At 51.9% G+C, this 12,781-nt stretch carries 10 protein-coding genes; 4 read left to right on the top strand and 6 right to left on the bottom strand.

Annotation, left to right across the window (positions count from 1 at the left end):
* Window positions 1–300 precede the first annotated feature (300 nt).
* Complete coding sequence (locus tag ACR0L3_RS20055) at window positions 301–1,197, top strand: LysR family transcriptional regulator (RefSeq protein ID WP_480747558.1); 897 nt, start codon at window positions 301–303, stop codon at window positions 1,195–1,197.
* Window positions 1,198–1,220: 23 nt separating this feature from the next.
* On the opposite strand, the gene ACR0L3_RS20050 is transcribed toward ACR0L3_RS20055, so the two are convergent.
* The 6 genes from ACR0L3_RS20050 to ACR0L3_RS20025 all read right to left on the bottom strand — a co-directional run bounded on the left by ACR0L3_RS20050 (window position 1,221) and on the right by ACR0L3_RS20025 (window position 8,346).
* Window positions 1,221–1,457: a DUF2798 domain-containing protein gene (locus ACR0L3_RS20050; RefSeq protein ID WP_480747557.1), complete on the bottom strand. Its 237-nt coding sequence runs from the start codon at window positions 1,455–1,457 to the stop codon at window positions 1,221–1,223.
* Between the two features lie 93 nt (window positions 1,458–1,550).
* Entirely contained in the window at window positions 1,551–2,159 is a 609-nt protein-coding gene (locus ACR0L3_RS20045; protein WP_170517861.1) for a short chain dehydrogenase, read from the bottom strand.
* Window positions 2,160–2,805: 646 nt separating this feature from the next.
* Window positions 2,806–3,465: an FMN-dependent NADH-azoreductase gene (locus ACR0L3_RS20040; protein ID WP_480747556.1), complete on the bottom strand. Its 660-nt coding sequence runs from the start codon at window positions 3,463–3,465 to the stop codon at window positions 2,806–2,808.
* A gap of 286 nt (window positions 3,466–3,751) precedes the next feature.
* Window positions 3,752–4,678: a transcriptional regulator GcvA gene (gene gcvA, locus ACR0L3_RS20035; protein ID WP_480747555.1), complete on the bottom strand. Its 927-nt coding sequence runs from the start codon at window positions 4,676–4,678 to the stop codon at window positions 3,752–3,754.
* Window positions 4,679–4,942: 264 nt separating this feature from the next.
* Window positions 4,943–7,006 (bottom strand): adenylate/guanylate cyclase domain-containing protein, encoded by a 2,064-nt coding sequence (locus tag ACR0L3_RS20030; protein ID WP_480747554.1) that lies wholly within the window; start codon window positions 7,004–7,006, stop codon window positions 4,943–4,945.
* A 23-nt stretch (window positions 7,007–7,029) separates the two neighbouring features.
* Window positions 7,030–8,346 (bottom strand): ABC transporter substrate-binding protein, encoded by a 1,317-nt coding sequence (locus ACR0L3_RS20025; protein WP_480747553.1) that lies wholly within the window; start codon window positions 8,344–8,346, stop codon window positions 7,030–7,032.
* A gap of 1,662 nt (window positions 8,347–10,008) precedes the next feature.
* Between ACR0L3_RS20025 and ACR0L3_RS20020 the strand changes: the two genes are divergently transcribed.
* From ACR0L3_RS20020 to ACR0L3_RS20010, 3 genes are read left to right on the top strand one after another with little or no spacing between them, the layout of a single operon-like run.
* A complete protein-coding gene (locus tag ACR0L3_RS20020) occupies window positions 10,009–11,613 on the top strand; it encodes a TadE/TadG family type IV pilus assembly protein (protein WP_480747552.1) in 1,605 nt (534 codons plus the stop codon).
* Complete coding sequence (locus ACR0L3_RS20015) at window positions 11,610–12,143, top strand: TadE/TadG family type IV pilus assembly protein (RefSeq protein WP_480747550.1); 534 nt, start codon at window positions 11,610–11,612, stop codon at window positions 12,141–12,143. Before ACR0L3_RS20020 ends, ACR0L3_RS20015 begins: the two co-directional genes overlap by 4 nt.
* Window positions 12,144–12,147: 4 nt before the next feature.
* On the top strand, window positions 12,148–12,702 hold the full coding sequence (locus tag ACR0L3_RS20010; RefSeq protein ID WP_480747548.1) for a TadE/TadG family type IV pilus assembly protein: 555 nt from the start codon (window positions 12,148–12,150) through the stop codon (window positions 12,700–12,702).
* Window positions 12,703–12,781 lie beyond the last annotated feature (79 nt).

Below are 12,781 nucleotides of genomic sequence, written 5' to 3'. Positions count from 1 at the left end.
ACCGCAATGCGGCGAGTTGGTTTGTGTGTCATAGTCGAAACCTAGTCGAGTACCCGCGCATCGTCTACGGCACTGTTGAAATGCCCGCTTTTATGCCGTCACGACGGCTACAGGGAAACTCGAACCTTAGGCTCAGACGCGCCAAGTTCTGCAACGCGGGACTAAGCGGTCGTTATCGGAGTCTATGGCAATGTCGGCTTTCGTTCTGCCTGTTAACGAGGACGAGTTGATTTGTGGTATGCCGTGTGATGGCCTTTCCTAGCACATGCAAATAGTATCATCGGAGTTAGGGAGTTCGCCTTGCGTAGCCAAGACCTCAGTCTTCTCGTAATTTTTGATGCCATAATGACTGAGGGCTCCATTACGCGCGCGGCGGATAGGCTGAACATTACCCAACCGGCAGTCTCAAATGCCGTAGGGCGGATGCGCGCGATCTGGAAGGACGATCTCTTCATCAAGGATGGCCGAAACATCAGGCCCACTCTCTTTGCCCAGAACCTCTGGGCAAAGGTGCAACGGCCATTGGAAGAGATCGACGACGCCATCAATCCAAAGGGATTTGATCCTGCCACATCACATCGGGTGTTCCGCATCGCTGCGACAGACCTGATGGTAGATATGGCTTGGGCTGACCTGCGCCAGCGTCTCGAACAAGATGCGCCGGGGGTCGCTGTGCAAACAGTGCCGTACACTATTGCCAATGGCGAAAGCGTACTTGCCAGTGCGACGGTGGACGTCCTGATTGGCGCGAACGATCTTATGCCGCCGATGGACACAAGTGAGTTCCTGCTTGAGCTCGACTATGTTTGCGTCATGCACCCCGACCATGTTCTTGCGAAAGGCGCGCTCACGCTTGAGCGTTTTGTAGGGGCAGATCACTTGCTGGTATCGCTTTCAGGAGACGCACTTGGCTATACCGATATGGTCCTTGCCGAGCATGGTTTGCAACGCAAGGTCGCCATGACAATCAACAATTTCGCGAGTGCCACGAAAGTGCTGTCGCAAAGCAATCTCGTAGGTGTTCTGCCTTCGGTAAACGTGAAGTCTTTGGTTGAGTCAGGCGCGCTCGTGGCGCGCCCGACTCCAATTCCTGTCCCGGGTCCGATACTCAGCATGTTCTGGCACAAACGGGTTGACCGGGATCAAGGAAACATTTGGCTGCGGAGCGTTCTCAAGAGCCTGATGGCACCGTCGTGAACGGCTGAACTTGGTGAGGTTGTTTAATCGCTCTCCACAACCAGCTGGCCCACGATCTTCCTTACGGCTGGCGTAACGATCATGATCGCGGGAAGGGCCGCCACAAAGCCAACAATCCAGGCATTCAGCCAGGCCTGGAGCAGCCCGGGAACCAAGCCAAGGTTGATGGTTGTGACAACCAGCGACATCAAACCTGACATGAGCAGCGCCATGAAGAAGTAGAAGGTGTATTGGGTGTATTTGACGGGTATGAAATGCATGGGGAATACTCCATCATTTGGTTTGGATCCGAGCCCGATAGAGGCCCGGATTTGGCAGTCTGGTTTCGATTGGGATATGCGCATGACCAGACCTCAGGTCCGTCCTTGCACATAAAGGGTTTCACCGTTCTTTGCGCCTTCCACGCTTTTGCGGAATGCTTTGGCCGCAACGGCTGCGGGAACAGGTTCGAAACCGGCGAAGGCGGCACCGAATAGATGGACCGATTCTTCGAGGATTGTTGGGCTTACGACGTTGACGCGAATGCCGCGCGGCAACTCCAACGCCGCCGAAGCTGCAAATCCTTCCAGCGCACTGCACACAGTCGTGGCCGCTGCGCCATAACGGATCGGATCCTTGCTGATGATACCTGCGGTGAGGGTGAATGACCCACCGTCACTGATGTGTTTAGCGCCCTCCATCACCAGGTTGATTTGGCCCATGAGCTTGTTGTTGAGCCCAAGCTGCCATTCATCCTGCGTGATATCTCCTAGCGGGCCGAAATGAACTGCGCCGGTGGCTGAAACCAAAGCGTCGAACGGACCAATCTGTTCGAACATCGCCCTGATCGATGCGATATCGGCGATGTCCACCTGAACGTCGCCTTCCGAGAAGCCCACTTTCACGACCTCATGATCTTTCTCGAGATCAGCGGTGACGGCGGTGCCAAGTGTTCCGGTTGAACCTACGACGATGATTTTCATGATCTGTCTCCGATGTGTTGTTTCGTGCGAACCGATTTGGTCCGGCTGAGACAGATATGACGGCCCAAAATCAATAAAAAAAATAATGAATATATATAAATAACATTTCTAAAAATGATGTATTTGCGTAAGCAGTAGTTCAGATGATCTACGGGACAGCCCGCTTTGGGCTCGAAGCAGTCGTTCGCTGCACTCGGCGTGAACGACTGCTACGCGGACTAAGCTGCCTTTTGTTGCAATGACGCCTATTCCAACAGCGGCCCAGAGCCGACCTTGAGCGACGGCGTCCGATGCAGCGATTGCAGCCCGCTTTCCGGAAATTCGCTGCGAAAATAAAATACACGCAAACCGAATTGGCGAAACGCGAACAAATCTGCCGCTAAAACGCAGCACAGCAAAGTCCGGCTCCGAACCTGGAGTTCGAATACGGAGATGTTGTTTCAAGAGATTGGTTTAAACTGTCTGCCAATCCGAAATGAAGGTTTACAACTACATTCACTGCCGTTTCGTATGATTAGCAACTTGAACTACTCAAGTAAGGCCACAGGACACAACCAACTGCTTCACACACCTTGAGGTGTGATCAGCTGGAAATGTAGAACCTGTTCATTTCGTCAGGTTCTACTTTCCATAAACTGGCCCGCGACTAGGCTAGCTCACGAGCAATGTGACGTGCCTGGGTCTGAGCTGAGGCGACCGAAGCTTCGTGACGCTCATCAGCGAATTCCTGGTACTCGGCCGCAGCTTCGAACATGCGTTCTGCTCCCAGGTACTGACGCAATGTGCTGATGTGCGCAGAAAGGTGACCCGAATCATTGCGAATCCCACCGTCCTCAAAACCGAATTCACCAGCCGAGGTCAGCAGCACCAGGGTTTTACCTGACATGATCGGTTCCAGAGGGAAGTCGCCACGCGCCAAATCAAACGTAAATGTCTTATTGATCCGGATGATCTGATCAAACCAAGCCTTCAGAGCTGCGGGCATGCCGTAGTTGTACATGGGCGTCGAAATCAGCAGGATGTCGCAGCGGTCGAGCTCGTCAATCAGCGTATCAGACAAGCGAACCAAAGCGTTCTGTTCAGGAGTGCGTTCCTCTTCCGCAGTGAAAACGGACGCAATCCAATCGTTGGAAATAAAATCCGGCGGGGTCACTCCGACGTCACGCAGAATGATTTCGACGTCCGGATCAATCGTTTTCCATTCTTCTACGAAACTATCCGCCAAAGCGCGGGAAATGGAGTTATAGGCCGCAACAGGGTTGTCGGTGCGGCGTACGCTGGCGTCAATTCTCAGGATTGTGGTCATCTTGTCACCTAGTCAGTTAGCAATGAACCATTCAAAGGTGACGCCAGGGGCGCGCAGGTACAAATGAAGAGAATTCTGAATAGAGTGAACTGACCTCAGCCATCTCTAATCGCTAAAAATTTCTTCTCCAGATGAGACGCCGTCGTAAGTACATCCGCGTCCCTGTTGGGAAAGGCTAAAACTTTGCATGCGCAAAAACTCCTGATTAGAGTTTTAGAAACGCATGCTTCTCGGCAATTTAGAAATGACAAAAATTCAAGCGCCGGATTAGATCGTTGCGAACGCGCTAATCTTCAAAAAATCTTTGACCGACAGCGCTGTCGCGAAACTCATCTGCTTGGTCCAATAGCCATTCTCGGAACACACGAACGCGTGCACGATTGGCGTAAGTTTCCGGGCAGACAAGAAAATAGCTCTTGTTCTTCAATGCAGTGTCAAAGGGAGCGACCAGCATATTTCGTTCCAGAAAACGCGCAGCGGCCAAAAGGCTGACCAGGGCCACACCATGACCATCGCTTGCCGTTAGCAAGCAGATGTGTTCCTCGGAATAGGTGACATACGGCTCGACATCACCGGTCTGCAAGCCGGCCGCGTCCATCCAGCGTTCCCAACTAGGATCCGCATCGGAAAACCCGCTCCATTGGTATTCGATCAGACGAGACTTCAGAAGATCTTCGGGAGAGCTCAGTGACTGAGCCTTTTCCACGCTGCAGACAGGGGCTACCCAGTCATTCAAGACCCAAGCCACATTGATGTCAGGATAATCGCCAAAGCCGTACCGAATGGCCACATCCACATCGGTGGATTTGAATTCCACCAGTTGATCGCTTGACAGAACCCTTACCGAAATCTCCGGGTATTTCTCGTAGAAGCCTCGCAGCCGCGGACTAAGCCAGTTGGCGGCAAAGGACCCGGTTGTTGAGATTGTTAATGTGCCCGCAATGTCGTCTTCCTCCAGCGCGAGGGAGGCGGCTTCGATGTTCTTGAAGGCCTCAATAATGTGGGGCGCGTAGTTGGCCCCATCCTCTGTCAGTTTTAAGGCGCGGGTCAGCCGGTGAAACAGGGGCACCCCAAGTTGATCCTCCAACGATTTGATCTGATGGGAAATGGCAGTCGGAGTGACGCATAATTCATCGGCGGCATCCTTGAAACTTAGATGCCGGCAGGCCGCTTCGAAGGCCTGAATGCTTTTCAACGACGGTATCTTCGCCATGACGCGCGGCTTTGCTCTCCTGATGCGACGCTATTTCGTCGCTCTACTCTAACCCGATTGCCAGTTGACATGTGGGCGAAATTCTCACCGGTGAGGCGAAAACATCTAATTTGAGAAGATAGGGGACCACGGTAGAGCTTTCGGTTCTTCATGTCTGTAATCTCCTGCGTGCGGACTGTGCGGACAAAACCGACATTCACTTGCGCGCGTTTTCGTTCTTTTCTTCATTTGAATTGCAGCTCGCCGCAGGCGTGCCGGGGCTTGTCATTCCTTGCTGCCCAATAGTGTAAGAAGATGCTCTATTTCTTTTGCAGCCTGAGCGCGGTCGTCGGGCGACATCTTCGTCGCTTCCAGGGTGACACTCAGACCATGACGGGAAATCGTGTGCGTTGACGCCGCGATAGCATCATCATCCTCAGGCAGATCGACCAGGTAGTTTCGCACTGGTTTGTCAAAGCCTTTGACACTCCTCGGTTCCGCTTCTGCCGCATGGAACTGGTCGCGAACGAGGGAAAATGTCTCGTGCGCAATCGCAATTCTACCAGGTTCGGCCAGCGTCTGAAGGCGTGCGGCAAGGTTCACTTCGTTTCCTATGATCGTGTAGTCCATCCGGTCTTCGCTGCCGAAATTCCCTACCGTGCAATACCCGGTGTTGATACCAATCCGCATCCGAAAAGGCTTCTCGATCCCGAGATCTCTCCACTTTTGTTCCAGCTCTTTTCCCCGCACCTGCATCTCTACGGCCGTGCGCACACAGGCAACCGCGTCGTCACGAACGCCACGCGTTTCCGGGTCACCAAAAAACATCATGATCTCGTCACCGATGTATTTGTCGATTGTGGCTCCGTTTCGGAGCGCGATCTGCGACATTTCCGTAAGGTAATTGTTGAGCAGATTGGTGAGTTCTTCGGATTCCAGAGTGTCAGCAGTTTCAGTAAAACCGACGATGTCGGCAAACAACACGGACAATTTTTTACGTTTACTAGCGATTTCCACTGTCTGCTGACCACTGAAAATCGAAGAATAAATCTGTGGCGAAAGATACTTGGACAGCTGCGCGGACAATCCTTCCAGCATCGCGTTTTTTTGGGACACCATTTCGGTTGCTTCCTCTGCACGCTGTTTGGCTTCAAGTAGGGCCAGTTCGGATCGTTTTTGCATCGTAATGTCAGCGTAAATCGCAACTGTTCCGCCATCGCTGGTTTTGTGTTCAGTCACTTCTATCCATCGATCCGGCTTGTGATGTTGAATAAAAGGACCCGCCGGGTTGCCGTGACGGCGGAGCCTGTCATTGATCCATTCTTCCTCGCGATCTGTCGCGTCAATAATCTGACCAGACCGCGCGGTTGCTTTGACGACATCTATGAACTTGGCTCCTGATTTGAGTGCCTCATTCGTGTCTGGTCGTACGAGATCCTGATAGCGCCGGTTGGAAAGGACGAGGCAATCCTCGCTGTCGTAGAGCGAAAACCCTTCTTCAATGCTTTCGATGGCATCGATCAGCCGTTGCCGCGCCTCGGCCACCTGGCGCAGGTTGTTTTCCTCAACCTCCACCGCGGTGTCTCTGAACACAACCAGTGCTTTCGCCATCTCAGCGATTTCGTCTCTCGACGCAGGCTCAGGCACATAGGCACGAAGATCACCGCCGGCGATGGCCAGCATCGACTGGCTCAGACTGCTCAAACGTTTAACAAAATGCCGATCAACAACGAGCCAAGTGAAAAACAGCAGCATAATCACAGTAAGAGCACCGATGGCGATACCTGCAAAGATCGGGCGATTATGGATTTCCCGTTCGCGATTTACGGCACTTTGCAACTCCGCACGCAAATCGCGGGTAAGCGCCTCTAACGCGTCAGATAGTGAAACAAGTGCAGCATCCAGAAATATCGCACGTTCCAACAGAGTATCCATATCCGCCGCATCCACTGAGAGCGAGTCTTCTGTCGCCTCAAGTTCGACCCGGACACGATCAAAAGCCTCTTGAACGGCTGCCTCGGCCCCCATAGTGCGCTGGCTTTCGGTGATCCTGATAATAGCTGCAATGCGTGCTTCCAACAGTTCGAAGCCGGCCCTGAATGGTTGGACATCGTCATCCTGAACTGCGCTTTCTGTCATAAACGAAACAGGCAGTTGTTTTGCTTCTGCGCGCAGATCAGTCACTAAATCTCCCGCTGCAAAACTGTTTTCGATGGTCTCATGTGCAGACGAGATGAACTTCACCGCGGTCTGCAGTTCGCGAATGAACACGTTCACAAGCAGGATCTGTAAAACCAGAAGGCCGATCGGAACGGTCATAGCAAAAAGCAGCTTGTTCCGAATGCGCATGAACCCAACCTTCTGTGATCTGGCTATATTTTACCCAATTCTCGCCATCTGTCGAAAACGGAACCAATCGCGGCTCCGGCCAGATCCATTGCCTCCTGTGGGGTGGCGGTTCCTTTCGCGACTCGGGCAAACATTTCAGGGATGATACGGCGGCTCACCACTTCATCAGTCGCAGCATTGGAATGGCCGGGGAACCCAAGGTTCGTAAGGGTGTCCGGCACGTGAGAAAGAACATCGTAGCGTCCGCTCGCTGCGGAAAGGGGGCTTATCAGCTCGTCGAGGTCGGACACTGCGCCCGGAAAAGCCGGCATGTTCTGGAACCCGCTTCTGAGCAAACCATCTCGAAATGACCCGATGTAGTCCAGCAGGAACTTTTTCGCGCCTTCGATGTTGCGAGCGAAGCGCCAGATGACGAACGTATTCGTGGCAAAGGCCGGGCCACCGCGTCCTGCGGGTCCGTCGGGGAGTTTTGCTAACGTTAGAAAAGGCTCTGCAGGCAGGCGTTTTGCTTCTGCCGCGCGCAGGATGGACATGGTGTCGATGGTCAGGCTCGCGGCGCCGGACAACATCGCCTGATTATTGGATGCGGATGTCCAGTTGAGGACTTCCGGAGACATCGTTTCTTCGTAAAGAGATTTCCCGAACTTCAGAGCCTCTAGGGTATTTGGGGAGACCAGTGCGGGACGCCCGCCCTCACTTTGAACAAACGATCCGAAAGCCGCCATCAGTGCCCGAAGGCTGTGGTCTGCATTATGTTCAGGTGCGAGGCTAAGCCCTATCGGCGCTTCGTGAAGAAGTTTTGCAGCACGGCCCGCATTTCTGATCTTATCCCAGTCGTCAGGAACGGTTCCTACTGCGTTCCAGATGTCGCTGCGATATGTGACAACTGTCGGTGCATAGCTTTCGGCAAAGCCATGGTGTCGGCCTGTGCGCGGATTGAAAACGCTTTGCCGTACAAAATCGTATGCTTTGCCAAATCGCCTTTCGCATTCGAGGTGAATGTCTTTGTGATCAATCGTATAATCTTCCAGCGATGGCCGTGGAGACAGAAAGAGCACCAGATCGTGCCCCTCTCCAGCTTTCGCTTCCTGCTGCGCAAGCCGCCCGATTTCGCCAAGGCCCACGTTTGATACGACGACTTCCGTATCGTTCTCACGAGACCATTTTTTTACGAACTCGTCGTTGAACCAGGATTCATAAGCCGGAACGAAGTTCTTCCAGCGCATAATACGCAGCACTTTCTGCGATGCATTCGCCTTTGAAGACAATAAAGAAGGAGCTGCAAGACCTGCACTCCAAAAAACACCTATACCTGACAGAATTTCCCGTCTGTTCTTCAATATTGCCTAGACCTATCTGTCGAAGCATCCGAGCTATTGGTTCAGCGAACGTCGGATATCGACTTTGCCCGTTCGCACTAGCCATTCAATGAGCTTTCTGATTTCTAACGCAGCGTCCGCCGCGTTGTCTATCCAAACCCATGTCCGAGGCTAGAGAACCGCCACCGCCTAGTCAGGAACTTCACCCGCAAAGCATGTCTGCATTGGGCTCGAAGTTTGAAATCGCTGCACGGCAAATCAATGTCCGCTTTCGGGACTGGGTAGCGTATGGGTAACAAACAACCCTGTGGTTGGGTGTGTCGCGTTGTGGCAGCATGTGTCCGCCTGCACACCTTAATCCTAACAAAGCCAAATAGTTAATGTGGTTGGCTGGGGCAGCTTGTGGCGCGGTGCGGGGCAAGCCGGACTGAATCATAATCCGCGTGTCGGGGGTTCAAGTCCCTCCTCCGCTACCAAATTTTCTTAACAATATCAAAATACTGGACGGGTTCTGGCGTCAATCGTGGCGATGATCCTTTGTTCTGGGTGACATTTTGGGTGACACCTGACGAATTCTGACGTCGATACTAACGTTGGCATTGACTTGGAGCCGTTTAAACGGGCGACATTGTGATCAAAACAAGGCTGTTTCTGACCGCTTCTGTGTGCCCTTGGATTGACGTTGACGGGGCAGTTATTCAGCCGGTTCCCATGACGTCACAAGACACATATTGATGCTTCGGAAATTCAAAGGTGCGATGGCAAACTAAGAATTAAACCCGTGTAATTTGCCAAATGGAGTGGCGGGGGGCTGGCTATGCCGCTGCGGCGCTGCAAATATCGTAGGGACGGCGGATTGGGTCGAAATAAGCAAATCCAATGATCGCAATACATGCTTCGCGCCCGATTGTGCGTCACGCAGCATCGGTGAAGGTGGGCTCAAAGGATAAGTTTGCCTCAATCTTTCTCACAATCCGATTTCAGTTTGGATTGTTTATGGGTAAAAAAGAGGCCTGTGGTTGAGTGTGGCCTTTAATGGCCCGATACGGCGACCTTTGAGGTGAATTCCTAGGCAAGCCAAAAAGTTGTTTTGGATTAACTTGGAGGTTAATGGCGCGCTGATGCAATTCACAGAGCAAATCATGATACGCGTGTCGGGGGTTCAAGTCCTGCCTCCGATACCAAGAAATTCTAAAAGCATCAGACGGGTTCGCGATCTTCTCGTAGGTCTCTTACGCCCGAATGCGCATTGGGTGACATTTTGGGTTACACCAATCGTATTTTTCCACTGAATAGAGCTTAGATTTGCGTTGGCCTTGATCCAGGCGTTAGCCGCTGATTCAACTCTCTTTTAGTGCCGAGGTATCAGCCATAATGGGACTGATGCAGGAAGAACAAGCAGCGTTGCTTTACGGTTTCTAGCTTGAGTAGCATGTTTCTTGGAGCCGTATAATTCAATCAGTCCCTTCCATTCAATGTGCGGCATCCGCATTTAAGTTGGATCTACTTCCAGCTTATTCAGCTCATTCCTTTCCTAAAATCAATTTTGAGAACACAGTATTGTTTATTTTCAGTTAACATTCAGTTTATCTTCGGTAAGTTTGTCGCCCTTTTAGATCCATAATAAAGACGAAATTCTTCGCTAATTTATCCTCAGATTCATTTATGCTAGCGGAGAACGCCATGCTCGATATTCTGCGTCCGGTAGGTGCACGGCAACTTGGCCGTGACGAGAGCGGTTCACTTACCATTTTTGCCCTTTTTATGTTTTTGGTCCTGGTTGCCACTGTGGGCATCGGCATAGATTACATGCGCTATGAGAACGAGCGTGCAGATTTGCAGTACACGCTTGACCGATCTGTTCTGGCAGCAGCAGACTTGGATCAAAAGGCAGATCCAAAATCCGTCGTTCGTTCATACCTGGAAAAAGCGGACCTGCTGGAACATGTGACCAGCATCGATGTGGTCAACAGCACTGGTTATCGAGAGGTGTCGGCGACAGCCATGTCCGAGTTCCCGACCCAATTCATGCACCTTTCCGGCATCGATACACTGACCGCACCTGCGGCAAGTACTGCCGAGGAAAGCGTCGGCTTGGCCGAAATCTCTATTGTCATGGACGTGTCGACCTCTATTAACCTTCCAGCACTGAAAAGCGCTACGAAAAGCATCATCACTCAGATCGGAATGAAAAACGGGACCTGGAGCAACGAGATTTCATTCTCGCTGATCCCATATTCCAGTCAGGTTAACGCTGGCGCGGATTTGTTGAAATACTATAATCTCGACCGCTTCCACGGCTACTCGCACTGTGTCAACTTTATCGACAACGAATTCAGTAAACCCGATCTTTCTCTGACCAGAGTGCTGGAGCAAACGGCTCATTTCGACCCTTATACCGAGACAAAAGAGCCGATTGAACATCCTGTCTGCCCAATCCGCGCAGGATCAGCAATCCTGCCGTTCCAAAACAGTGAAACAGTGCTTCATAACTACGTCGACGGTCTCACCCAATTGAGCAATCCAGTGGCGGACGAAGACTCAGGCCTGGACAATGGCGCGAATTGGGGTCTTATCCTGTTGGATCCCGGCACACGTCCGGTCATAACTAACCTTGCCACCATGGATAATATCGTTCCTGACACGTTTGTTGGACGTCCTGTGGATTACAATGGCAACGTTCTAAAGGTTCTGATCTTGGTTTCCGATGGGGACAATACTGATCAGCACATGCTGAACCCGTCAATGCGCACCACCATGTCGGATATCTGGTACAACGAGGACGCCGATAGTTTCTCGGTCTACCAGTCAAATGGCAACCCCAACTATTGGTGGCCGCACGACAATAGCTGGCAGGATCACCCCTACGGCAATGGAAACTCGCGTTGTACGAGAAAAGGCAATAAAACGACATGCGTGGAAGAAGCCGAACCCGGCAACGCTGTGCAGTTGTCCTACGTTGAACTGCTGAACCTCGTGTCTTTGGAACACATCGAAAACAACATTTTCACCCAGTCGAATAGCGCCTATGGTCAGTGGGAAGGCAAGGCATTCAGCAAGAAATATGCGGTTGCCAAGGATCAGCGCACTAAACACGTGTGCAAAGCCGCCAAAGATGAGGGAGTGATTGTCTTTAGTGTCAGCGTCGAAGCGCCGGCGAGTGGACAAGACGTACTGAAAAACTGCGCAAGCTCTGACAGTCATTATTACGAGGCACCGGCCGTTGAACTCACCGATGCCTTCACTTCGATTGCCTCCTCCGTCCGCATGCTGAGGTTGACACAATGATGCGTACCTTGATTTCCGCTCTGGCCAAGCTCCGCCGGCATGAAAACGGAAATGTGACCGTCGAGTTTGTACTTGTCTTCCCAGCCATCATGTTCATGGTTCTTTCGGGGTTAGAGCTTGGGATGGTCACATTGAAACACGCACAGTTAGAGCGTGCTGTTGATCTAACCGTGCGCGACATTCGGCTGAATACCGGCATCGATCCACAACACGACGAAATCAAAACACTTATCTGCAATCGTGCCGGCTTCATCAAAAATTGCACGGAAAACATGCGTCTGGAGATGATCAGGCAGGATCCCTTCGGTACTATCACGGTGCCCACTGATCCTGATTGCACTGACCTCTCCGAAGAAGCCCGGCCCGTGCGATCTTTCCAAAATGGTCTTGAGAACGAGTTGATGGTTCTTCGGGCCTGCGCGAAGATCAACCCTGTCTTCCCGACATCCGCAATGGGCAAGACACTGGTTAACGATGAGGGTCAGTACGCCCTGACTGCTACAACTGTGTTCGTGCAGGAGCCTAGTTAGTATCATGATCAAGCGATTTCAAATGCGCCGCCTGAAACGTTTCCAAGGACGGGAAAACGGCTCAATCTCCGTCGAGGCGGTCCTCATCGCGCCAATGCTTTTTTGGGCGATCATGGCGGGTTATACTTTTTTCGAAGCCTATAGGCAGAGCGCCTCGAACATCAAAGCGGCGCACACGATCGGCGACCTAATTTCGCGCGAAACCCGGGAAATTAACGACGCCTACATCGACTCGATGGAAGAAATGTTCAGTTTGATGGTGGTCAACAAGGCCGATCTGAAATTTCGAGTTTCGTTAGTACTTTACGATGAGGCCTCCAACAGTCACACAGTGAATTGGTCTGCAATACGCGGCGGCTATACCGAAAAGCTTACGGACGCGAATATTGTTCAATATCAAGATGCTCTGCCGCCGATGTCAGATCAGAATACGCTGATCCTAGTCGAGACATCCAACACATTTGTCCCCCTATTTAGTGTGGGATTGGGCAACATCGAATTGGACAATTTCATTTTCACCCGGCCACGATTTGCGAACAATATCAAAGGCAACGTGTAGGCGGTTTGCTGTTTGTGAGAGATGTCGAACTGCGAGAATAACTGGGCTTGAGGCAGGCTCGAAAATTTGACGTTAGTAC

Source organism: Ruegeria sp. CK1, from assembly GCF_056536545.1.
This window is presented reverse-complemented; position numbering and strand designations above follow the sequence as displayed.

What these genes read in the sequence shown, in the direction of transcription:
- ACR0L3_RS20050 (WP_480747557.1), bottom strand. Translation starts at nt 1,457, where the DNA reads ATGCATTTCATACCCGTCAAATACACCCAATACACCTTCTACTTCTTC.
- ACR0L3_RS20045 (WP_170517861.1), bottom strand. Translation starts at nt 2,159, where the DNA reads ATGAAAATCATCGTCGTAGGTTCAACCGGAACACTTGGCACCGCCGTC.
- ACR0L3_RS20040 (WP_480747556.1), bottom strand. Translation starts at nt 3,465, where the DNA reads ATGACCACAATCCTGAGAATTGACGCCAGCGTACGCCGCACCGACAAC.
- gcvA (WP_480747555.1), bottom strand. Translation starts at nt 4,678, where the DNA reads ATGGCGAAGATACCGTCGTTGAAAAGCATTCAGGCCTTCGAAGCGGCC.
- ACR0L3_RS20030 (WP_480747554.1), bottom strand. Translation starts at nt 7,006, where the DNA reads ATGCGCATTCGGAACAAGCTGCTTTTTGCTATGACCGTTCCGATCGGC.
- ACR0L3_RS20020 (WP_480747552.1), top strand. Translation starts at nt 10,009, where the DNA reads ATGCTCGATATTCTGCGTCCGGTAGGTGCACGGCAACTTGGCCGTGAC.
- ACR0L3_RS20015 (WP_480747550.1), top strand. Translation starts at nt 11,610, where the DNA reads ATGATGCGTACCTTGATTTCCGCTCTGGCCAAGCTCCGCCGGCATGAA.
- ACR0L3_RS20010 (WP_480747548.1), top strand. Translation starts at nt 12,148, where the DNA reads ATGATCAAGCGATTTCAAATGCGCCGCCTGAAACGTTTCCAAGGACGG.